General features: G+C 69.0%; 18 protein-coding genes. 8 read left to right on the top strand and 10 right to left on the bottom strand.

Going from position 1 to position 21,534, the window contains the following annotated elements:
* The first annotated feature begins 237 nt into the window (after window positions 1-237).
* The 6 genes from BFN33_RS05180 (at window position 238) to BFN33_RS05155 (ending at window position 8,044) form a co-directional block, all read left to right on the top strand.
* On the top strand, window positions 238-1,374 hold the full coding sequence (locus BFN33_RS05180) for an XdhC family protein (protein WP_069758622.1): 1,137 nt from the start codon (window positions 238-240) through the stop codon (window positions 1,372-1,374).
* Between the two features lie 526 nt (window positions 1,375-1,900).
* Window positions 1,901-2,548, top strand: a complete 648-nt coding sequence (locus BFN33_RS05175) for a (2Fe-2S)-binding protein (RefSeq protein ID WP_069758621.1) — start codon at window positions 1,901-1,903, stop codon at window positions 2,546-2,548.
* Between the two features lie 12 nt (window positions 2,549-2,560).
* The gene (locus BFN33_RS05170) at window positions 2,561-3,541 is read left to right on the top strand and encodes a xanthine dehydrogenase family protein subunit M (RefSeq protein WP_069758620.1); all 981 of its coding nucleotides are present in this window, start codon (window positions 2,561-2,563) and stop codon (window positions 3,539-3,541) included.
* Window positions 3,538-5,733 (top strand): xanthine dehydrogenase family protein molybdopterin-binding subunit, encoded by a 2,196-nt coding sequence (locus tag BFN33_RS05165; protein ID WP_069758619.1) that lies wholly within the window; start codon window positions 3,538-3,540, stop codon window positions 5,731-5,733. Before BFN33_RS05170 ends, BFN33_RS05165 begins: the two co-directional genes overlap by 4 nt.
* 359 nt (window positions 5,734-6,092) lie before the next feature.
* Window positions 6,093-6,773: a flavodoxin gene (locus BFN33_RS05160; RefSeq protein WP_069758618.1), complete on the top strand. Its 681-nt coding sequence runs from the start codon at window positions 6,093-6,095 to the stop codon at window positions 6,771-6,773.
* Window positions 6,773-8,044: a ferric reductase gene (locus BFN33_RS05155; RefSeq protein ID WP_069758617.1), complete on the top strand. Its 1,272-nt coding sequence runs from the start codon at window positions 6,773-6,775 to the stop codon at window positions 8,042-8,044. Before BFN33_RS05160 ends, BFN33_RS05155 begins: the two co-directional genes overlap by 1 nt.
* A gap of 17 nt (window positions 8,045-8,061) precedes the next feature.
* On the opposite strand, the gene BFN33_RS53035 is transcribed toward BFN33_RS05155, so the two are convergent.
* From BFN33_RS53035 to BFN33_RS05120, 8 genes are all read right to left on the bottom strand, one after another.
* Window positions 8,062-8,214, bottom strand: coding sequence for a hypothetical protein (locus tag BFN33_RS53035; protein WP_176742299.1), 153 nt, complete (start codon window positions 8,212-8,214; stop codon window positions 8,062-8,064).
* Window positions 8,215-8,458: 244 nt separating this feature from the next.
* Window positions 8,459-9,217: an SDR family NAD(P)-dependent oxidoreductase gene (locus tag BFN33_RS05150; RefSeq protein WP_069758616.1), complete on the bottom strand. Its 759-nt coding sequence runs from the start codon at window positions 9,215-9,217 to the stop codon at window positions 8,459-8,461.
* Window positions 9,218-9,482: 265 nt separating this feature from the next.
* Window positions 9,483-10,181 carry an SDR family oxidoreductase gene (locus tag BFN33_RS05145; RefSeq protein ID WP_069758615.1) on the bottom strand — a complete coding sequence of 233 codons (699 nt, stop codon included), beginning with the start codon at window positions 10,179-10,181 and terminating at the stop codon, window positions 9,483-9,485.
* A gap of 232 nt (window positions 10,182-10,413) precedes the next feature.
* On the bottom strand, window positions 10,414-11,124 hold the full coding sequence (locus BFN33_RS54070) for a hypothetical protein (RefSeq protein WP_256122632.1): 711 nt from the start codon (window positions 11,122-11,124) through the stop codon (window positions 10,414-10,416).
* A gap of 151 nt (window positions 11,125-11,275) precedes the next feature.
* Window positions 11,276-12,406, bottom strand: coding sequence for an alpha/beta hydrolase (locus tag BFN33_RS05135; RefSeq protein WP_107487971.1), 1,131 nt, complete (start codon window positions 12,404-12,406; stop codon window positions 11,276-11,278).
* 286 nt (window positions 12,407-12,692) lie between these two features.
* Complete coding sequence (locus tag BFN33_RS05130; RefSeq protein ID WP_079140605.1) at window positions 12,693-13,691, bottom strand: SMP-30/gluconolactonase/LRE family protein; 999 nt, start codon at window positions 13,689-13,691, stop codon at window positions 12,693-12,695.
* A 147-nt stretch (window positions 13,692-13,838) separates the two neighbouring features.
* Window positions 13,839-15,065 (bottom strand): MFS transporter, encoded by a 1,227-nt coding sequence (locus tag BFN33_RS05125; RefSeq protein ID WP_069758613.1) that lies wholly within the window; start codon window positions 15,063-15,065, stop codon window positions 13,839-13,841.
* 121 nt (window positions 15,066-15,186) lie between these two features.
* On the bottom strand, window positions 15,187-15,873 hold the full coding sequence (locus BFN33_RS05120) for an SDR family NAD(P)-dependent oxidoreductase (protein WP_069758612.1): 687 nt from the start codon (window positions 15,871-15,873) through the stop codon (window positions 15,187-15,189).
* Window positions 15,874-16,028: 155 nt separating this feature from the next.
* Here BFN33_RS05120 and BFN33_RS05115 point away from each other — a divergent pair, with 155 nt between their 5' ends.
* Window positions 16,029-16,766 (top strand): IclR family transcriptional regulator, encoded by a 738-nt coding sequence (locus BFN33_RS05115; RefSeq protein ID WP_079140601.1) that lies wholly within the window; start codon window positions 16,029-16,031, stop codon window positions 16,764-16,766.
* A 723-nt stretch (window positions 16,767-17,489) separates the two neighbouring features.
* On the top strand, window positions 17,490-17,912 hold the full coding sequence (locus BFN33_RS55415; protein WP_218108964.1) for an ATP-binding protein: 423 nt from the start codon (window positions 17,490-17,492) through the stop codon (window positions 17,910-17,912).
* Window positions 17,913-18,417: 505 nt separating this feature from the next.
* On the opposite strand, the gene BFN33_RS05110 is transcribed toward BFN33_RS55415, so the two are convergent.
* Together BFN33_RS05110 and BFN33_RS05105 are read right to left on the bottom strand one after the other, a co-directional pair.
* Window positions 18,418-20,301 (bottom strand): propionyl-CoA synthetase, encoded by a 1,884-nt coding sequence (locus BFN33_RS05110; protein ID WP_069758610.1) that lies wholly within the window; start codon window positions 20,299-20,301, stop codon window positions 18,418-18,420.
* A 174-nt stretch (window positions 20,302-20,475) separates the two neighbouring features.
* The gene (locus tag BFN33_RS05105) at window positions 20,476-21,387 is read right to left on the bottom strand and encodes an alpha/beta hydrolase (protein WP_069758609.1); all 912 of its coding nucleotides are present in this window, start codon (window positions 21,385-21,387) and stop codon (window positions 20,476-20,478) included.
* Between the last annotated feature and the right edge of the window lie 147 nt (window positions 21,388-21,534).

Here is a 21,534-nt window from a genome sequence, read left to right as displayed (position 1 = left end):
CCATCGCAGCAGACAGCGCTGGCCGAGGAACTCGTCTCCTCAGCCGCTCTGTCACCCCCATCGCGCGCCGACGTGTTGCTCTGACCCCGGAGCCGTCAAGGACCGTCCAGGCCGGCCTGGCCGCCGCCCCCCCGTCCGGCTGCCGGGCCATCCAGGGCCGCCGCCGCTTCCCACTCCCCGGAGGGTGCGGCGGCGGCCCGCCCCACCACACGAAGAAGCACACGCCGGAGGCAGTCCATGCTCAACATCGCAGACGTACTGCACCGCTGGTGCCGCACAGCCCGCCCCTTCGCCCTGGCCACCGTCGTCGACGTCACCGGCAGCGCACCCCTGCCCATCGGCACGTCGGTCGCGGTCGACGAAGAAGGCAACGCGGTCGGCAGCATCTCCGGCGGCTGCGTCGAAGGCGCGGTGTACGAGCTGTGCCAACAGGTACTCCACGACCGGGGCGCCCCACAACGCGCCTGGTTCGGCTACTCCGACGACGACGCCTTCGCCGTCGGCCTGACCTGCGGCGGCGAACTCGACGTCCTCGTCCAGCGGATCGACCCCACACAGCAGCCCCACCTGACCGCCGCCCTCGCCGAGGTCACCGAGGGCCGACCGGCCGCCGTGGCTCAGATCGTGGACGGCCCTGACCACCTACTCGGCGCGACTGTGAGCATCTTCGGCAATGACCACGTCGCCCACGGGACCATGGACGGCGGAACGGTATACCGCGCGGTAGCGGACCAGGCCCGTGGCCTGATGCGAACGGGGCGCACCGGACGCGCGGAGGCCGGCGGCGGAGGAGAGGCCTGCCTCGAACCGCTGTCCGTGCTGGTACACGTCCACGCCACCCGCCCGCGCATGCTGATCTTCGGAGCCGTCGACTTCGCCGCCGGCCTCAGCGAGGCCGGGGCCTTCCTCGGCTACCGGGTCACCGTGTGCGACGCCCGCCCCGTCTTCGCCACCACGGCCCGCTTCCCGCACGCGGACGAGGTCGTGACCGACTGGCCTCACCGCTATCTGGAACACACCGAGGTGGACGAACGCACCGCCATCTGCGTCCTCACCCACGACGCCAGGTTCGACATCCCTCTGCTGCGCCTGGCGCTCGGCACTTCTGCCGCCTACATCGGCGCGATGGGCTCGCGGCGCACCCACCACGAGCGCCTGCACCTGCTGAGGCAGGCCGGCCTGGCCGAGGACCAACTGGCCCGGCTGCGATCCCCCATCGGCCTCGACCTGGGCGCCCGCACCCCGCAGGAGACCGCCGTGTCCATCACAGCGGAGATCATCGCCCACACCAATCGGGGCACCGGGCTGCCTCTGTCGGTGACCAGCGGCCCGATCCACCGGCCGGCCGTGAGAGAACGAGCTGCCATGAAGTGAGCCGGGCATTGAGTGCTCCCCGAGGCGGCGCTCCACGCGACGGAAGTAGTGGGTCGCACCGGACAGCTACCTCACGGGTCACGTGTATGACAACACCGTCCTGAACGAGGTGACTTGTCGGCTGTCCGTGGCGCTCGACCGGCCAGCGACGGCCGGACGCCCGGGGGACTACTACTTCCTCCGCTTCGAAGCCGCCGGCATTGGGCACGAGTGGCACCGCGACTTCACCCGCAAGGTCGGCCGCGTCGTACCCGGTACGCCAGTACGCGTGCCATCTCCGAGTGGATGACGGCTTGGCCGCCGAGGGCCAGGGGTTCATGGCCCCAGACGGTAGTCGTGAGCCTGCTCAGGAGGGGGGTTGAGTTTGTGCCCCCTATAGACACGACCTTCTTCATGCGCGGCTGAGCCGGTTTCCTGAAGCACCGCAGCTCGGTCACGTCCCGTATCCCGTACTGCACGACTTCCCGCTTGAGCTGCCGCGGCGCCCTGTGCGCGGCTGATCCGTCCGTGATGTGAAGGCGTACGTATGTCCACTGAACTCCCTCAGTCCTCCGTTCCTCCCCCCACCGGAGTCGACGAGCCCTCCTCGGCCCCCACCCGGCGTACCTTCATCGCCACCACCACCGCGGTCGGTGGTGCCGTCGTTGCGGGCGGTGTGATCGGAGGCACTCTGCTCGGCGACGACGAGGTGGCCGCCGCCGAGGCCCCACCTGAGAGTCGCGTCCCCCTTACGGTCAACGGCACCCGGCGGACCGTGACCGTGGACAACCGCACGTCGCTGCTGGATCTGCTGCGCGAACAGTTCGGCCTGACCGGCTCGAAGAAGGGGTGCAACGCCGGAGCTTGTGGGGCGTGCACGGTTTTGGTCGACGGGCGTCGGGTGAACTCCTGTCTGACGCTGGTCGTCCGGCTGGAGGGTGCCGAGGTCACCACGATCGAGGGCCTGGCCGACGCTGACGAACTCCACCCGCTGCAGCAGGCGTTCATCGACGAGGACGCCTTCCAGTGCGGCTACTGCACGCCCGGCCAGATCATGTCCGGGGTGGGCTGCATCAAGGAGGGCCACACCGGTTCCCCGGAGGAGATCCGGGAGTGGATGAGCGGCAACATCTGCCGCTGCGGCTGCTACGTGAAAATCGTGCGCGCGGTCCAGCAGACCGCCGGCCGGAAGTAAGGAGCCGCTGACATGCATCCCTTCTCCTTCACGAAGGCCGCCAACACCCGTGAGGCTCTCAATGCCGGTCGTGCGGGCGGCCGTTACATCGCCGGCGGCACCACCCTCGTCGACCTGATGCGCGAGACCGTCGAGCGGCCCGAAACCCTGGTCGACATCAGCGACCTGCCACTGCGCGAGGTCAGCGTCACCGAGCGCGGAGGCTTGCGCATCGGCGCCCTGGTGAGCATGGCCGAGAGCGCCGCCCACCCCAAAGTGCGCTCTCTCTTCCCCGTCGTCTCCGAGGCGCTGGAGCTGAGCGCGTCGGCCCAGCTGCGGAACATGGCGACCATCGGCGGCAACATCATGCAGCGCACCCGCTGCACCTACTTCCGCGACGTCACCGCCGACTGCAACAAGCGCGATCCCGGCTCCGGCTGCGCCGCCCTGCACGGCTACAACCGCACGCACGCCATCCTCGGCGCCTCGGACCAGTGCGTGGCCACCCACCCCTCCGACGTGGCCGTGGCGTTTGCGGCACTGGAGGCGACCGTGCACCTGCTGGGCCCGGACGGAGAACGCCAAGCCCCCTTCGCCGACTTCCTGCTGCGCCCCGGCGCCACCCCCGACCACGAACAGGCTCTCCGAAAAGGTGAGTTGATTACGGCGGTGGAGGTCCCCGCGCTGCCTCGGCCGCTGCGGTCCGGCTATCTGAAGGTGCGTGACCGGCAGTCCTACGAGTTCGCCTTGACCTCGGCGGCCGTCGCCCTGCACATACGCGGCAGGGTCATTCGCGAGGCCAAGGTGGCCGCCGGCGGTGTGGCGACGGTGCCGTGGAAGCTGCCGGCCGTCGAGCGGGCCCTGATCGGCGAACGCCCTTCGGAGCGTCTGTGGGCCGAAGCCGCCCGCCACGCGGTCGACGGAGCCCGCCCCCTTCAGCACAACCGGTTCAAGGTCGAGCTCCTGAAACGGACCGTCGAACGTCAGCTGCGTGTTGTAGGAGGTACCAAGTGAGCCCTCAGCCGCAGGCAGCCGTGGGTGCGCCGCTGTCCCGTGTGGACGGGCGGCTGAAGGTCACCGGCAAGGCGCGGTACGCCGCCGAGTTCGACGTCGACGGGGTGGTGCACGCGGTCATCGTCGACGCGAGCATCGGACGCGGCCGTATCACCGGCGTCGACACGCGTGATGCCGAAGCCCATCCGGGCGTGCTGAGCGTGATCCACCACGGCAACGCGCCGAAGCTGCCGTACCGCGACAATCCCGGTTCGAACAACCTTCCCGGCCGCCGGCTGCGGGTCTTCCAGGACGACAAGGTCCTCTTCCATGGCCAGCCGGTCGCGGTCGTGGTGGCCACCACGCTGGAGGCCGCGCAGCACGGCGCGAGCCTGGTGAAGGTCCGCTATGCAGCCGAGCAGCCCTCGACCGACCTGACCGAGGCCAAGGCGGGCGAGCCGACCGAGTACGCGCGCGGTGACGCCGAGGCCGGCCTGCGCGAGGCGGTGGTACGGATGGACCTGACGTACCGGATGGCGCGCAATCACCACAACCCGATGGAGACGCACGCCACCATCGCCCGCTGGGACGGGAACAAGCTCACCGTATGGGACAAGACCCAGTGGGTGGTGGGCACCCAGACGGAACTCTCCACGGTGTTAGATGTGCCGCTGGACTCCGTGCGGGTCATCAACCCCTTCGTCGGTGGCGCCTTCGGCAGCGGACTGCGCTGCTGGCCGCACACGGTCGTCGCCGCGCTGGCCGCCCGCGAGATGAAACGTCCGGTCAAGGTGGTCCTGACCCGCAAACAGATGTACTTCGGCACCGGCTTCAGGCCCTCCTACGAGTACCGGCTGAGCCTGGGCAGCGACCGGCGGGGCCGTCTGAAGGCCACGGTCCACGAGATAGACGCGGAGACCTCGTCGTACGAGACGTTCGAAGAGGCCATCATGCTCGCCGGGCAGATGTTCTACAGCACACCGAACGTCAGCCAGGCGTACCGCAAGGTGCCCCTGGATGTGAACAGCCCGATCTGGATGCGCGGTCCGGGCTTTGCGAACGCCTCCTTCGCCATCGAGTCGGCCATGGACGAACTCGCGCACCGCCTCCGCATCGACCCGATCGAACTGCGCCTGCGCAACGAACCGGCCGAGGACGAGTCGAACAACCTGCCCTGGTCCACCCGCCGGCTGCGCGAGTGCTACACCGTCGGCGCCCGGGAGTTCGGCTGGCACCGGCACAACCCGAAACCCCGCGCGAGGCGTGACGGCGACTGGCTGATCGGTCTGGGCATGGCCGCGGCCGTGTACGACCCCAACAACATGGAGGCGCACGCACGGGCCCGCCTGAACGCGGACGGCACGGCGGTGGTCGAGGCCGCCGCCAGCGACATGGGCCCGGGCACCTACACCTCCCAGACCCAGGTTGCCGCCGACGCCCTCGGGCTGACCATGCGCGCGGTGACCTTCCGGCTCGGCGACTCCCTGTATCCGCAGACCCCGCCGCACGGCGGCTCCATGACCATGATGTGCGTCGGCTCCGCCAACCTCGACGCCTGCAACAAGATCCGCCGACAAGCGATCGAACTGGCCGTCGAGGACGAGGCATCACCCCTGTACGGCGCCGAGGCCGAGGACATCGTCGTGCGCAGCGGGCGCCTGCACATGGAGGGCAACCCGGCCCGTGGCGAGACCTACCAGCGGCTGTTGATCCGCAACAACCTCACCCACCTCGAAGCCGACGGCTCGTGGTCCGGGCCACAGGATCCCGAGCGGCACTCTTACTACTCCTACGGCGCGGTCTTCACCGAGGTCGGTGTGGACGCGGCGCTGGGCCTGGTGCGGGTGCGGCGGATGCTCGGCGTGTACGACTGCGGCCGCATCGTCAGCCCCAAGCTCGCCGACAGCCAGGCCCTGGGCGGCATGGTCGGCGGCATCGGCCAGGCGCTCCTTGAGCACACGGTCACCGACCACCGTGACGGCCGGATCGTCAACGCCGACCTTGCCGGCTACCTGCTCCCGGTCAACGCCGACATCCCCGAGATCAAAGCGATCTACCTGGAGGGCGAGGACATGCAGGCCGACCCGCTCGGCGTCAAGGGAGTCGGAGAGATCGTCCAGGTCGGGGTAGCGTCCGCCATCGCCAACGCCGTCTTCAACGCCACCGGCCGACGAATCCGCGAACTGCCCATCACCGCCGAGGCGTTGCTCTGAACCGGAGCGCCCCGGGCCACTGAGGAGCGGCCCGGTCGCCCGGGGCGCTCCATGCTCGTCCGGCAGCGGTCCCCCGTCCGGCTGTCGGACTTCCTCGAGGGCTGCCGTCGCGTACCCGCCTCGTCGGGCGCGGCGGCGGCCCGCCTGTCGCTCCGATCCCCTCGACCCACACGGAGAAATCCACCCATGCTGAACATCGCGGAGGCGCAGAACCGTTGGTGCCGCGAAGCTCGTCCCATCGCGCCGGCCACCGTCGCCTGCGTCTGCGGCTCGAACCTCTGGCCCAACCGCGGCGTTGAGGTGATCGACGGCCCCACCCCATGGGACCCAGTACGTCGGTGTCGTCGAGGGGGTCGGCCATGAATCCGCACGGCGTCAGCCGCCGCAAACTGCTGGGCCTGATCACCGCCGGCTCCGCTGCCGCAGCGGGGCTCCTGGCCGTGAACTGGCAGAACGCGTCCGGCCCCGGCTGGCCGGGCATCTCTCCCGTCAACGCCGGGGGCACACCACCAAGGCGGGGAAACAAGACCCTGGTCGTCTTCTACTCCAAGACCGGCAGGAACTTCCCCGACCTCAACCTCGAAGTCGGCAACACCGCCCAGGTCGCCGGATTCATCCACGACCGGGTCGGCGGCGACAGATACGAGGTCGTCCCGGCCGAGCCGTACCCGGCCGACTACGACGAGACCGACAGGATGGCGCAACGCGAGGCGAGTGAGCGCCTCTACCGTCCCATCAAGCCCGGCACACCCGACACCGACCAATACGGCACAGTCTTCCTCGGCTTCCCGGTCTGGTGGGGCGAACAGCCGATGGCGATGCAGACCTTCATGCGGGATCACGATCTGAACGGCGCCAGGATCGTCCCCTTCGTCACCCACGAAGGCTCGCAGTTCGGCAACTCACTTGAAATCCTCGAGCGCTACTACCCCCAGGCAGACGTCCTGGACGGCTACGCCCGGCAGGGCCAGCAGGTCTACCGCGATCCTGACGGCACCCGGACCCAGGTCAACTCCTGGCTGGAAGGACTGGGGTTCTGATGGCCAGGACGCTACTGCTGTGGGGCCTTGCCGCGGTGTTCCCGCTGCCCCTCGTGCTCACGCTGAACGCCCAGCTCACGGACGTGACGAGCATGCGGCTCTACATATCCCTGGGGCTGGTCGCGTACTGCTGGTGGCTGCTGGCGATCCTGCTCAGTGTGCGCCCGTCCTGGCTGGACCGGGCCGTAGGGCTGCGGCACATCTACGCGCTGCACGGTGTGCTCGGCATCCTCGCCCTCATCCCGGCATATCTGCACCGCGAAAACACTTTCGCCCCGAGCACCTGGGCCAGGGACCTCGGTGACTGGGCGTTCTGGGCGGCGTTCGCGGTGCTGTGCTATTCGCTCCTGTTCATGAGCGGATGGCTGACCGACAGGTCGCCTCTCCTGCTGAAGGTGAAGAGCCGGCTCGAACTTGTCTTCCGGCACCAGATCTCGGTCTGGATACATCGGCTCAACCTGGCCGCCGTCCTCCTGATCTGGCTGCACGTCCACCTGATCGACCGGGTGGCCCAGCACTTCGCGTTCATGGTCCTCTTCGACCTCTACACGGTGGCGGTGCTCGGTATCTACGTCTGGAAGAAGTGGATCGCACCAGACAGCTACCTCACGGGAAGAGTGCAGGACAACGTCGCACTGAACCGGGCGACCCGAAGGCTGGCGGTCACACTCGACCGTACGTCGACGACGTCACGGCCCGGCGACTTCTACTTCCTCCGGTTCGAGGACCCGGGCATCGGCCGGGAATGGCACCCCTTCTCCGCGACCGACGACCGTCACGACACCCTGACGTTCACGATCCGGCAGACCGGCGACTACACCCGCAAGGCCGGCGGCGTCGCGCCCGGAACACGAGTACGCCTGGAAGGGCCGTTCGGACAGTTCGACCAGACTGTCCGGCAACACCCTGCCGGTGCACCGCTCGTGCTCGTGGGCATGGGCGCAGGTGTCGCACCGCTGGTAGGTCTGATCTCAGCCCATTGCGGGGATCGGCGCATCCACCTGCTCTGGTCGGTCCGCCGTCCCGAGGACGCCTACTACGGCACCCTTCTGAAGGAGTACGAAAACCTCAGCGGCGGTCGCCTCACCGTCACTGTCCGGACCGGGCGGTTCACCCGAGACGATCTGGCCCATGCCCTGTCCGAGGAGGAGGTCGCGCGTGGGGCGTTCTTCGTCGTGGGGCCCAACCCGGCCGTGCTGGCCACCCAGCGCACGCTGCGCCGCATCGGGGTATCAAGAGGTCGCACCCACCACGAGCGACTCACGATGTAGTTCCGGCTCATGCCAACTCAGCGGCCACCATGGATAGTTCGCTGGTTGACGCCGATGATCCGGTCCCCCGTCTCGTCGCTGGTCTCCAGCACGTCGGCGGCGAGGCCGATGCCCGCGACGCTGGCAAGCACTGCCGGAAGGCCGACCGCCAGCGCGATCTGCCGGGCCACGTCACCCAGAGAGCGGGCGTTCCTCAGATCGGCGCGGAAGACGGTGGTCTCGGCTCCGGTGTCGAACGGCCGTGTGGCGGTGTCGGCCAGGCCGGGTTCGTCGACGTCGATGAGGACCAGAGGCCGCTGTTGGTGTCGGCGGCGCCGCGGTGTGGCTCCGCTCTGGTCGGGATGTGGCTCGCGTTCAGCCCGTCGTGGCGGGGTTTTGCCAGGGCTGGGGGCCGCAGACGACGCCTACGAGTCGTCAGGCCGAGGATCCGCTGTCGATGACCAGGTCGGCGCCTACTACCGCGCCGGCCACAGGCGAGGCGAGGTAGAGCACCGCGGCCGCCACTTCTTCGGCCTCCGCGACCCGGCCGAGCGGGTTGCCTGTCTTAACCCGCTCGGCACGGTCGGCCTCGCTCTCGCCGGGCAGCAGCGACATGGGAGCGGCGGAGGCGCCGGGGCTGACCGCGTTGATGCGGATGCCCTGGTGGATGTGGTCGAGAGCGGCGGCGCGGGTCAGCGCGGAGACCGCTGCCTTGGAGGTGATGTACGCGGCGCCGTTCGGGATCCGCAGGTGGGCGCCCAGGATCGAGGAGATGTTGACGATGGCGCCGCCGCCGTTCTCCTTCATGTGGGCGATCTCGTGCTTCATGGCCAGCCAGACGCCGGTGACATTGGTCCGCAGCACCGCCTCCCAGTCCTCCTCGCTCACCTCGCCGACGGGTCCGGTGCCGCGGAGTATCCCGGCGTTGTTGACCGCGATGTCCAGTCCACCGAAGCGGGTGACGCTCTCGCGTACGAGGTTCTGGAGCTGGCCGGAGTCGGTGACATCGGCGGTGACGGCGGCGGCCGTGCCGTGCGCGGCCTCGATGAGACCGACCGTCTCCTCCAGGGACGCCGCGGTGCGTCCCGCGGCGACCACGGATGCGCCCTCGGCGGCGAAGGCGAGCGCGATCGCGCGGCCGAGGCCGGAGCCTGCGCCGGTGACGAGGACGGTCTTGCCGGTGAAGCGGTTCATTTCGGTGACTCCCTTATGTGATGGACTACTTGGTGCGGTGTCTCATTGGTGTGGTGTTTCAGGAGAGGGGCCGCGATGGCGAGGGTTGCCAGGGGGCGAGGCGTCGCTGGGGAGCGTGGGCAGGACAGCGAAGCGGACGGTGGGGAAATTTGGTGGCGGTGTCACCACGCCACCCGTGAGCCCGGCCTGCTTTGAGTGCACGCCCTCGGTCTGTGCCGTTGGTTCTGGTGCTCAGTGGACTGGGTGGATACCCGGCCGCTGGTTTTCAGGGAAGCTGGGGGTAGAGCGTCGAGACGCCCCCCGACAGTGCGGCCTGTGCCTGGTGGGCGGCGTCGTCCGCGAGGATCTCGTAGGCGCCGGCGGCGATGCCGTCGATGGCGATGCGGGCGATGTCGGCGGGGTCGGACTTGGGCGCGTCGACGGCCCGGGCCATGTCGGTGTCCATGTAGCCGACGTGCAGGCCGGCGACGCGGATGCCCTGGTCGGCGAGTTGGAGGCGCAGGGTGTTGGTGAGTGACCATTGCGCGGACTTGGCGGCGCAGTAGGCGCCGGCCTCCGGGAAGCTGAACCAGGACAGGCCGGACAGGATGTTCAGGATCGCGCCACCGCCGCCCGCTGCGATCTGGGGTGCGAAGGCCCGGACCACCGAGAGGGTGCCGAAGTAGTGGGTGTCCATCTCCAGGTGGATGTCGTTCAGGCCGGCGGCCAGTAGATCGGCCCCGGTGGAGGACCCTGCGTTGTTGATCAGGACGGTCACGTCGCCGGTGGCCTGGGCGGCGGCCGCGACGGAGGCGGGGTCGGTGATGTCGATCGCGATCGGCTTGGCGCCGGGCAGGTCGACTTGGGCGGGGTTGCGGGCGCCGGCGTAGACCGTGGCGCCGCGGCTGAGCAACTCGGTGGCGAGGGCCCGGCCCAGGCCCCGGTTGGCTCCGGTGACGAGGGCGGTGCTGGTGGAGAGGTCCATGAAAAGCTCCTCGCGATGTGGGAAGGGCGCTGTGGCGGCGCATCGGCTGCGCCTGCTGATGGGCTCCCTCGAGCAATTAAATTACGAACATAATGCTATAGACCCGGTGACCGCAAGACGAAGGAGGCGGCCCGCGCCCTCGTCGTGTCGGGCTTCGAGGTGATCGGAACCGCTCGTAACACCGCGCGAGTCACCGAGCTCCCGTGACGCGCAGTGTCGGTTGCGGTTCGTGTCAGAGCACCAGTGCGGAGGCGAGCGCGGGGCCGATCGCGCCGCCGAGGAGGTAGAGCAGGGTGAACAGCCCGATCGCTGTCGGCTTGTCCTGTTCGGGCACGGAGGCCGTGGCCGCGATGACCTGAGTGGCGTGGGCCGACGTCGTGGCTAACAGCGCCAGGAAGATCCCGGCCAGCAGGAGGACCGGCACGCTCGCGAGGACCGCGGCGAGTACGGCAACGGTCCCGGCTGCGACGAGGGCGATCCGTACGTTCGTGCGGGAGAGGTGGGCGGCGATGGAGGTGAATCCGAGGGTGGTGAGCGAGGCCAGGACCATCGCGATGAGCTGTCCGGTGGCGGCGGCGTCTTTGGTCCAGTGGGCGCGGGTGATGAGCAGCTGCGGGATGACGAACAGCAGGGTGAAGTACCCCGCGGAGAGAGCGAGTGTCAGGCAGGTGGCGGTCTGGAACCGCGTGGACCGGATTGTCGTCATCGGCACATAGCCGTCGGGGCGGCGGCGCGTATGGATGATGAGCCAGATGATCGAGATGGCCGTCGCTGCCAGGGCCGGCAGCGGGTTCGAGGCGAACATCACGACGCTTCCGGAGAGCACCCACTGTGCGGACTTGGCGGCGCAGTAGGCGCCGGCCTCCGGGAAGCTGACCCATGACAGGCCGGACAGGATGTTCAGGATCGCGCCCCCGCCGCCCGCCACGATCTGGGGTGCCAAGGCCCGGACCGCCGAGAGGGATCCCGCGACCGCTTCCACCCGGGCCGGTCGATGGGCAGGGGCCCTGTATCCGTTTCCGAGGGGCCGCTTCCGCCGTGGGGGCTCATCCGACAGGCCGGTGGTGGTACCGGCCTGTCGGGGGCGCTTTCGGTCAGGCGAGGTTCTTGGTGAAGAACTCGTCGAACCTGTCGAAGGGGATGAGGTCTTTGCGGTCGTACAGGTCGACGTGGTCCGCGCCTGGGACGATTACGAGGTCGATGCTGTCGGGTGCCTTGGCCTGGATGTCCTCGGAGTAGTAACGGGAGTGCGCGTCGGCGCCTGCCACCAGGAGGGCCTTGCGGGGTGCCAGCATGTCGATGTTCGTCGCCAGCTGGAAAGCGAAGAATGACATCGGCGTGGTGCCGGTGAATGCGGTGGTGGAGTTGATCGAGCGCGGGTGGTAGCCGCGCTCGGTGCGGTAGTAGTCGAAGAAGATCGCCGTGATCGGGTCGGCGTTTGCCGGGAGGGTCTCGGGAAGGACGCGGTTTGTGGGGGCGACGTTGCCGTTGTCGTCGAAGGGGACCTCGTGTGAGAGTCGCGCGTAGGTGCCGTTCTTGGCGTCGATCCAGCGCTGCCGGCTGAGGTGGTCCACGACCTTCTGGCGCTGCTCACGTGTGTAGTAGTCCTTGTGGCCGCGGGACATGCTGCGCGACATGTCGTACATCGAGGCCGTGGCGACCGCCTTGATACGGCTGTCTGCAGCCGCCGCGGTGAGCGCCATGGCGCTCAAGCCGCAGACGGCCTGCGCGCCGATCCGCTTGCGCTCGACGATCTTCTGCAGGCCCAGGAAGTCGACGGCGGCGCTGTAGTCCTCGGTGTAGATGTCCGGCGAGGCCACGTCGCGCACCGTGCCGCCGCTCTCCCCGGAAAAGGAGGGGTCGAAGGCAAGGGCGACGTAGCCGCGACGGGCGAACTCGTTGGCGTAGAGCCCCGAGGACTGTTCCTTGACCGCGCCGATCGGACCGCTGACCACCAGGGCGGGCAGCTTGCCCCTGGCGTTCTTCGGCACGTAGAGGTCCGCAGCGACCTCGATGCCGTAGCGGTTCTTGAACCGCACGGAGGACCGCTCGACGTTCTTGTCCAGCGCGAAGGTGTAGCCGCCCTTGTCCGTGGCCTCGCCCTGTCCTGTAGCGCCCGCGGCGCGGCTCGTCTCCGCACCGAAGGAGGGCACGGTCGCGACGGAGGCGGCGGCGGTGGCGGCGCCGGTAGAGGCGATCAGTCCGAGCGCTTTACGACGTTCCATGGAGGCGACCTCATACTCGATCGGTGGAGGAAAGGGCGCGACGGTCGGTGATCTCGTGACCGAGGCGCGATTTCAGGAAACCGCTTCTGCGCCAGGCGTGGCAGGTCGCATCTATAGGGGGTACAAGCTCGACCCCCCACCCCGCGGGGCGTGTGTCGTAGCGAGGAAGGCGCAGCACACCGACGCCTCGGCCAGGCCGCCGCCATGTCCGAGGGCGGCCCAATTGGTGCAGGCGCCTCGGGCGGACGGCGTCTGCGCGGCGGCGGCCTCATGTGTAGTGGTCGGGTCAGGACTTGGTGACGACCACTTCGTAGGTGGGTGAGGCGGGCGGGTCCTGCGGCGTGGGGCGGGTGTCGAAGTGGGCGTTCACCGCGGCGAGCAGGTGGCCGAAGCGCGCCGCCGTCGCCGGGACGCCGTAGGCCGGGCTGGTGATCTCCTTCCCGAGGGTGCCGCTGCGCAGGTCGCGACTGAGCTTGAAGCGGGAGATCTTGTTGTCGAAGCCCTGCACCACCCACAGGTCTCGGCCGTGGAGCACGAGACCGTCGGCGTTGGGTGCCTTGACGCCCTTGACCACCGTGGAGGCACCGGTGTCCGGGTTGATGGTGTAGATCCGCTGGTTCGCGAAGTGACCGACGATCAGCGTCTTGCCATCGGGCGTGGCCTCGATCCCGTTGAGGTTGTACTCGCCGCTCAGCTCGGCGGCCGGGCCGGTGACGTCGAGGGTGCGGACCTGTCCCAGGGTGCCCTGCTTGCCGACGGGCACGAAGTGGAGTTTTGCCTGGGCGGAGTCGGTGAACCAGGCGCCGCCCGCGGTGAGGACCACGTCGTTGATGAGGCTGGTGGTGCCGGGGGCGGCGAGTTGGAGGGTGGCGACCTCCGCGCCGGTGGAGGTGCTGTACACGTACGCCTGGCCGCTCTTGTCGCCGGCGACGAAGAGCAGGCCGTGGCGCGTGTCGGCTTTCATGCCCACTGCTGCCCGGCCGGCGGGGGCGTCGATGAAGCGTTCTGCGGTGCCGGTGCGGATGTCGCCGCGGTAGATGTCTCCGGCGTAGAGGTCACCCGCGTAGAAGGTCGTGCCCTTGCCTGCCGCGATGCCCTCGGCGGAGGTGGCGCCGGGCAGCGTGATGACCTTGTTCTGTACGGCCACGTGGTGGGCGGTGGGGGTGGCGGCCACAGCGGTGGCCGCCGTGTGGGAACCGGCGACGAGCAGTCCCGCCGTGAGAAACGTGACGGGTACGCCCTTCAGGACACGGGCGGACGAACGCTTCCAGAGGATTGTGCGCATGGCGTCTTCCTGTTGTGTGAGTTCGGGTGAGTCGCGGCCCCACCTGTCCGGTGGGGCGCGGATGCGCCCCTGCGGGGTGGCATCGGGTGTGTGTGCCGGGGTCGTGGCGGACGGGCCCGTGACGCGCAATGTCGGCTGCGGTTCGTGTCAGAGCACCAGTGCGGAGGCGAAGGCGGGGCCGATCGCGCCGCCGAGGAGGTAGAGCAGGGTGAACAGCCCGATCGCTGTCGGCTTGTCCTGTTCGGGCACGGAGGCCGTGGCCGCGATGACCTGGGTGGCGTTGGCCGAGGTCGCGGCGAACAGCGCAAGGAAGATCCCGGCCAGCAGGAGAACCGGCACGCTCGCGAGGACCGCGGCGAGTACGGCAACGGTCCCGGCTGCCACGAGGACGATCCGCACGTTCGTGCGGGAGAACCGGGCGGCGATGGAGGTGAATCCGAGGGTGGCGAGCGAGGCCAGCACCATCGCGACGAGCTGCCCGGCGGCGGCGGCGTCTTTGGTCCAGTGGGCGCGGGTGATGAGCAGCTGAGGGATGACGAACAGCAGGGTGAAGTACCCCGCGGAGAGAGCGAGTGTCAGGCAGGTGGCGGTCTGGAACCTCGCCGACCGGATCGTGGTGACCGGCACATAGCCGTCGGGGCGGCGGCGCGTATGGATGATGAGCAGGGTGATCGAGATCGCCGTCGCTGCCAGGGCCGGCAGCGGGTTCGAGGCGACCATCACGATACTTCCGGAGAGCACCGCGACCAGCAGCGCGCCCCCGGCGTCGAAACGGCCGATGCCGGCTGTGTCTGGTGCCAGGCGGCGGCTGACGACGGGTACGGCGATCAGCGTGATCGCCAGCATGGAGAGCGCGACGCGCCACGACAGGACGTCGGTGAGCTGGGTGCCGATCAGCGGACTGACCGCACCGAACAGCCCCATCCCGGCGCTGATGGCGCCGATCCTGCGGGCGCTGCCGGCCAGGGCGATGGCGAGCACGTTCAGGCCGGCTCCGCCGGCGGCCTGGGTGGCCCGTCCGGCCACGGCCAGGGGCAGCCAGGGCGAGACCAGGACGATGAGCGTGCCGGCGGCGACGAGCGCGGCGCTGGTGAAGAGCACCGTGGGCCTGCCGCGATGCCTCATGAGCGCGGCTTGCAGCGGTGTCGCAACCGCCAGGGCGAGCGCGAACACGGTGGCGAGCCAGGAAGCGGTCGCGGCGGTCGTGTCCAGCGCGGTGCCGATGTCGTCGAGGATAAGCACCGTCGCGTTGTTCGCGGCGGCCACCGGCGACGCCATGAGCACGAGCCACAACACCGGCACCAGTGGCCGGGAGAGCTCCCGCGCGGGGCTCTGGCTGGACGTGTGTGAATGTGCGGGTGAGTTGTCCGTCATGGTCTCCGCGCCTTCGGGGTGCGGGCGGGGGCTTCTCCGGTCGCCGACCGCCGGCGCCCCGCCCTTGAAAGGGCGGCAGGGCCAGGACCGCATTCTCGGTGCTGACCCTGCGCATCGGGTGTTACCAGGGCAGGATCTGCTCGTCCTGGTAAAAGGCGCCGGTGCCAGCCTCGGCGGGCAGGTTGACGACGTGCTTGATGCTGGCCGCGCCCTCCGCGAGGGGACGGCCGCCCTCACCACCGAGATCACTCGCCGTCCATCCAGGGCTCGCGGCGTGAACGGTGATCCCGTCCTCGGCGAGCTCTGCGGCCAGCGAACGGGTCAGCGCGTTGAGAGCCGCCTTGGACGCACCGTAGGCAGGAGTGGCCGCCCCCATGCGCGCCAGCGACGCCGCCTCGCTGGACACGTTGACGATGCGGGCCCCCTGCGCCTTGCGCAGCAGCGGCAGCATGGCCTGGGTGACACGCCACGTCGTGAAGAGGTTGATCTCCAGTGCTTCCTGCACCACACCGAGATCGGCGGTGGACGCCTGCTGGGCGTAGTCGAAGATGCCGCCGACGTTGTTGACCAGCACGTCAAGACGACCGTGCTCGGCCTCAACCTTCTGCGCCGCGGCCTTGATGCTCGCCGGGTCCGAGGCGTCGAGCTGGACCGGGTGGGTGTCGCCGCCGATCTCTGCGGATGCCTGCGCTGCGGCATCGCCGTTGCGGGCGCTGAGCAGCACGGTGTCGCCGTCCGCGGCGAACTGGGCGGCGAGCTCGCGGCCGATGCCGCGGTTCGCGCCGGTGATGAGGATGACGCGTGACATAGCTGTGTCTCTTCCTTGCGGGGGGATGGGTGGGGGCCGGCCGATACGGCCGCTGACGCGGCGTCCACTACGGACGCGCCCTCGGTCACCACCTTGGTTCCGCGAGGGCACAATGTCAAACAATCAGGCCCTAGAATCTGCTAGAGTTCAACATTATGGAATCCGAGACGCCATCCGGCCGCGTGCTCCAGTCCGTGCAGCGGGCCTTCGACCTGCTGGAACGCATCGCGACGCATCCCGAAGGCGCGCGATTGAGCGAACTCGCCGACGGCGCCGGCCTCAACCGCAGCACCGCACACAATCTGCTCGCCTCCCTCGAAGGGCTCGGCTACATCACCCAGGACAAGAAGGGCGCCGCCTACCGGCTGACCGGCAAGCTCAACCGCCTGCTGCGCCTGGACGCCGAGGCAGAACACGCCCTGCGCGCCCGCATCCGGCCCGTGCTCAAGAACGTGAGCCAGGCATCGGGCGAGTCCACCTTCCTCGCGTTCGCCACCGGCACCGACTACCTGTGCGTGGACGCCGTGCAATCGGACCAGCCCCTGCACCTCGCAGTCAGACCCGGCGAGCGAAAGTCACTGATCGGCGAGGCGCTCGGCCACGCCCTGCTCGCAGCCGACGCCGACCTCGCCCACCTTGTCCGCGCCGAAGACCCGGACCGGTGGGAACGCCACGCACAGGAAATCGCCGACGCCAAGCACCACGGCTTCGCCCTCGACCTGGACAGCCAGCAGGTAGGCATCTCGTGTGTCGCCGTCGCGGTCACCCCACGCGCCGCGATCGCCGTCGCCGGGCCCACCACCCGCCTCCCGGAATCACGCCTCATCACAATCGGCCAGAAGATCCGCGAGGCACTGGACAAAGTGCGACCGGCCAACCAGGAATGGCTGTGACCCTGAACTACTCGAAAGCGGAAAGCCAGCGCATGTGAAAGCGCGCCGGCCTCACGGCCTAATCAGCCCGGTGGTCTGGGCGCAGGCTCTTCTTCAGGTGCGCCCAGACCACCCCCGGCCGGATTGAGGTCGGGGGTGTAGGTCGGGAAGCGGAAGACCGTCAGCCAGGGCCGTTTGCCGATCAGCTCGCGCATAGGGGCGTCGACGCGGTAATCCGGGTTCTCTCCGGCACACTGGTGACCGTGCTGCAACTCGGCCCCCGCTCTGCTGCATTGAGCGGAAGGCATCGCCGAACGCGGTTACGTGCAGGCCTTCTGTCGCCCTCGGTGGGCGCGCATGGGTATCCCATGTTTCGGTGAAGCGGGCGTGCCGTGCGAGCGCCTGGACGGTCTTTGGATCATGCTGGCCTGGTCCGCCGGATTTGCTGATCGGGCGCCGCGCAGGAGGTGCGCACGAATCCGTAGAGGCGCTCACTCCGCGCGGTGTCGACGCGCCCTGTGCGTAGGAGGCGCCCTGCTGTGGCACCTACCAGTCGTGAGGGGCCATCTCCCCTGCCGCTGTGCCGCAATGACGGTCGCGCACTGCTGTCTGGAGTTGGGCGACCTGACATGGCCATTTCCAGCCACGGGGAGGGATTCGTCAAACGAGGCACCAGTGTCGCGGTGAATCGTATGATGCGTCAGAACCGCATGCGGGTGGGGCACTTGAGGCGGTTACAACCGCCTGTGTCGTCGAGGGCGCGGGCCTCATCGCTCGGGGGATGTCGGTGTACCTTGCCTGTCTGTATGCGGAAACTTCCGGATCTTCGGCGCGGCGCCGCAGAAGGACGGCGACAAGGACGCCAGCCTGAGCCTGGACTTCGGTCCCGCCACGAACGTCCTCGTCGGCGAGAACGACAGCGGCAAGACGGCCATCATCGACGCGATCCGCCTATGCCTGCTGACAACCGCGGCTGACTTCTACCGCATCACACGCGACGAATGTTCAGGGGCTCCGTTCGGCCTCGACTTCGTGCCCCTGATCGCAACTGATTCTGCTGAGGGTACACATGACCTTGTGCCTGCTCGACGTGGTGTCAACATGGTGGAGCTTATGCCAGGGAGGCAACACAAGACGCTGGTTTCGGAAAGCCATACGCACTATTGATTACGGAAGGCGAGAGGGCGAGCCGGCTCAGGCATGGCGTCTGCCGGTCCGGCGGCGGCTGCCGTTGAGGGAACTCGACGCGTAGAGGGGCTTGAGCCCCGCCGTGCCCCCTGCGCTGCCGCTGCTCATGCTGAGCCTCGCCACACGAGGTCGGATAGAGGCACGCACACCCCGCATGGAAACGCGAACACGCAACGCAGGAAATGCTTTGCCCCTCTCACCGGGACCCTGTGAGGCACGAGCAGACGCCTGCAGCTACGTGTGAAGCTCCTCCGGTCTTGGCAAGTTGGCCCCGTGCTCCTGGCGAAACACTCTGTGACCTGCGCTGTACCAAAGTGCCAACTATCTCTCTGATTCCGCGCCTCAAGGTGCTGGAGCTAATTGGCATCAGCGCAGGTCCCGAACATGGCCTAGTGCCAACTACCGATCCTGGTCACACTCGCGTGTGACGAGGGTTGCAGTCGGCAGACAAGGCGAAGCGCCGGTCGTCGTAGCTCTCCTGGAGTCACGCCGGGGCTCGGCGGAGGACCGGGCGCAGGGTTTCGATGACGCCGGGGTCGTCCACCGTGGACGGGATGGGTTCGTCGCGGCCGTCGGCGATGCCGCGCATGGTCTTGCGCAGGATCTTGCCCGAGCGGGTCTTGGGCAGGGCGGCCACGACCGTGACGTCCTTGAGGGAGGCGACGGCGCCGATGCGTTCGCGTACGAGTTGGACGAGTTCGGCTTCGACCTCGCCCGGTTCGCGGCCGGTGCCTGCCTTGAGGACGACGAGGCCGCGCGGCACCTGTCCCTTGAGTTCGTCGGCGACGCCGATGACGGCGCACTCGGCGACGTCCGGGTGGGCTGCCAGGGCCTCCTCCATGCTGCCGGTGGACAGCCGGTGTCCGGCGACGTTGATCACGTCGTCGGTGCGGCCCATGACGAAGACGTATCCGTCGTCGTCGAGGTGGCCGCTGTCGCCGGTGAGGTAGTAGCCGTCGTAGGCGGACAGGTAGGAGCCGAGGTAGCGGTTGTCGTCGTTCCAGAGGGTGGGGAGTGCGCCGGGCGGCAGGGGGAGCTTGACGACGATTGCGCCGTCGACGCCCGGGGGCACAGGGTCACCCGCGGGATCGAGGACGCGGACGTCCCAGCCCGGCAGGGGGCGGCTGGGGGAGCCGGGCTTGATGGGGGCGGCTTCGATGCCGACCGGGTTGGCGACGATGGGCCAGCCGGTCTCGGTCTGCCACCAGTGGTCGATCACCGGGACGCCCAGGAGAGCGCTCGCCCAGTGATACGTCTCCGGATCGAGGCGCTCACCGGCGAGGAAGAGGTAGCGCAGGTGCGAGAGGTCGTGGCCCGCGGTGAGCGCCCCCTTCGGGTCCTCCTTCCTGATCGCCCGGAAGGCGGTGGGCGCCGTGAACATGGTCTTGACCCGGTACTCGGCGGCCACCCGCCAGAACTGGCCCGCGTCCGGGGTGCCGACCGGCTTGCCCTCGTACAGGACCGTTGTCGCGCCGGCCAGCAGGGGCGCGTAGACGATGTAGGAGTGGCCGACGACCCAGCCGACGTCGGAGCCGGTGAACATCGTCTCGCCCGGGCCCACGTCGTAGACGGCGCCCATCGACCAGTGCAGCGCGACCGCGTGGCCGCCGCAGTCACGTACGACTCCCTTGGGCTTGCCGGTCGTTCCGGACGTGTAAAGGATGTACAGGGGATCAGTGGCGGCGACCGGAACGCAGTCGGCCGGCGGCGCCGCGGCGACCAGGTCGGCCCAGTCGAGATCGTCCGATCCCAACTCGGCACGCTCCTGCGGGCGTTGCAGGATCACGCACTTCTCCGGCTTGTGGGCCGCGAGTTCGATCGCCTGCTCGAGCAGGGGCTTGTACGCGATGACGCGCTTGCCCTCGATGCCGCAGGAGGCGGAGACGACCACCTTGGGGGTCGCGTCATCGATACGCAGGGCGAGTTCGCGCGGGGCGAACCCGCCGAAGACGACCGAGTGGACCGCGCCGATCCGTGCGCAGGCCAGCATCGCGACGGCGGCCTCGGGGACCATCGGCATGTAGATCACCACGCGGTCGCCGTGCCCCACACCGAGCTGAGCGAGCGCTCCCGCGAAGGCCGCCACCTCGTCCCTCAGCTGCGCGTAGCTGTAGGTGCGGCGGGTGTCGGTCACGGGGGAGTCGTAGACGAGCGCGGGTTGTTCTCCGCGGCCGGCTTCGACGTGCCGGTCGAGCGCGTTGAAACAGACGTTGAGCCGGCCGTCGGGAAACCAGCGGTAGAACGGTGCGCCCGAGGAGTCCAGGGCGCGCTGCGGAGCGACATCCCAGTCGATGCCCTCGGCCGCCTTCAGCCAGAAGTTCTCCGGGTCCTCGGTACTGGCGCGGAAGACATCCTCGTACGTTCCCATCGCGCACTCCTTTGTGGCCTCGACGGACGGTGGTGGGACCGCGTGCGAAACGGTGTCGGACACAAGTACCGCATGCCGACCGGTACGGTCGAGCAGCATGCCGCACGCCGTTCAGCGACATCGCGGCGGTGCTGCGGTCCGGCCGTCAGGGCACGGCGTCGGTGCGGCTGCCGCTCACGCGCCGAGGTGCTCACGCAGCCACTGGCCCATCTGCTGGATGGCCTGGTCCACCTCGGGTACCCGCCCCGCGCCCAGCACGAACGAGTGCTGGCCCTCGGGCATCGGGTGGACCTCTGAGGTGACCTTGAAGTCGGCGAGCCGGCGGCCGAGCTCGGCGCCGTCGTCGGCGAGGGTCTCGTACTCGCCGTAGTGGACGGTCGTGGGCGGCAGGCCGGTGAGGTCGGCGTTCGCGATGCTGATCTCGGGTGAGGTGAAGTCCACGGCGGGGTCCTGCAGCCAGGCTCCGCGGAAGAGTTCGAGCGTGCCCCGGCTGAGCATCTTGTCGTTGTCCTCGTTCTCGTCCACCGCAGGGTTCTGGAGGGTGAGGTCGGTCCACGGGGAGACGCTGACGATGGCGCCCGGGGTGGCCTCGCCCTTTGCGAGCAGACGCAGCGGGAGCATCACCGCGAGGGTGCCGCCGATCGAGTGACCGGTGCTGCCGATGTTCCGCGGCTCGTAGCCCTGCGAGAGCAGCCACCGGTAGGCCGTCTCGGCGTCGTCGAGCTGGGCGGGATAGGGGTGCTCGGGCGCCAGGCGGAAGTCCACGACGAGGGAGCGGGCTCCGGCCGCCTTGGCGACATGGCCTGCGGCCTTGCGGTCCGAGTGCATCGAGGCGGTGACGGATCCGCCGAAGTGGAAGTGGAGCAGCGCCCGGTCGGGATCGGCGCCCTCCGGGATGGCCCACAGGGCGGGGACGCCGCCCGCGTCCACTTCGGCATACGTGACGCCTTCCGGCTCGGTCGACGCCTTGTGGTTCGAGTCGACGATGTCGCGGATGACGGCCAGGTCCAGGCCGGGTGTCGCCGACTTCGCGCTCACGCTCGCCAGGAACCGCGCGAACTCGTGGGCCTCGGGGCTTACTCCCATGGTGGTGCTCCTTCTCAGGCGGATGTCGGGCCGGGGTTCTCCCGCGGCAGCCGGGTCGTCGTGCCGGCACTCATGACGCTACGGGCTGAGTATAGAAAAGTAAACTCAGATGGCGGTGGAATCACCCTGCGGGGTGCGAGGGAGTGC

Source organism: Streptomyces sp. LUP47B (assembly GCF_001746295.1).
Taxonomy (GTDB): Bacteria; Actinomycetota; Actinomycetes; order Streptomycetales; family Streptomycetaceae; genus Streptomyces.
This window is presented reverse-complemented; position numbering and strand designations above follow the sequence as displayed.

What these genes read in the sequence shown, in the direction of transcription:
- BFN33_RS05145 (WP_069758615.1), bottom strand. Translation starts at nt 10,181, where the DNA reads ATGGACCTCTCCACCAGCACCGCCCTCGTCACCGGAGCCAACCGGGGC.
- BFN33_RS05130 (WP_079140605.1), bottom strand. Translation starts at nt 13,691, where the DNA reads ATGCGCACAATCCTCTGGAAGCGTTCGTCCGCCCGTGTCCTGAAGGGC.
- BFN33_RS05180 (WP_069758622.1), top strand. Translation starts at nt 238, where the DNA reads ATGCTCAACATCGCAGACGTACTGCACCGCTGGTGCCGCACAGCCCGC.
- BFN33_RS05105 (WP_069758609.1), bottom strand. Translation starts at nt 21,387, where the DNA reads ATGGGAGTAAGCCCCGAGGCCCACGAGTTCGCGCGGTTCCTGGCGAGC.
- BFN33_RS05125 (WP_069758613.1), bottom strand. Translation starts at nt 15,065, where the DNA reads ATGACGGACAACTCACCCGCACATTCACACACGTCCAGCCAGAGCCCC.
- BFN33_RS05120 (WP_069758612.1), bottom strand. Translation starts at nt 15,873, where the DNA reads ATGTCACGCGTCATCCTCATCACCGGCGCGAACCGCGGCATCGGCCGC.
- BFN33_RS05135 (WP_107487971.1), bottom strand. Translation starts at nt 12,406, where the DNA reads ATGGAACGTCGTAAAGCGCTCGGACTGATCGCCTCTACCGGCGCCGCC.
- BFN33_RS05175 (WP_069758621.1), top strand. Translation starts at nt 1,901, where the DNA reads ATGTCCACTGAACTCCCTCAGTCCTCCGTTCCTCCCCCCACCGGAGTC.
- BFN33_RS05160 (WP_069758618.1), top strand. Translation starts at nt 6,093, where the DNA reads ATGAATCCGCACGGCGTCAGCCGCCGCAAACTGCTGGGCCTGATCACC.
- BFN33_RS05170 (WP_069758620.1), top strand. Translation starts at nt 2,561, where the DNA reads ATGCATCCCTTCTCCTTCACGAAGGCCGCCAACACCCGTGAGGCTCTC.
- BFN33_RS05115 (WP_079140601.1), top strand. Translation starts at nt 16,029, where the DNA reads ATGGAATCCGAGACGCCATCCGGCCGCGTGCTCCAGTCCGTGCAGCGG.
- BFN33_RS05150 (WP_069758616.1), bottom strand. Translation starts at nt 9,217, where the DNA reads ATGAACCGCTTCACCGGCAAGACCGTCCTCGTCACCGGCGCAGGCTCC.
- BFN33_RS05110 (WP_069758610.1), bottom strand. Translation starts at nt 20,301, where the DNA reads ATGGGAACGTACGAGGATGTCTTCCGCGCCAGTACCGAGGACCCGGAG.
- BFN33_RS05155 (WP_069758617.1), top strand. Translation starts at nt 6,773, where the DNA reads ATGGCCAGGACGCTACTGCTGTGGGGCCTTGCCGCGGTGTTCCCGCTG.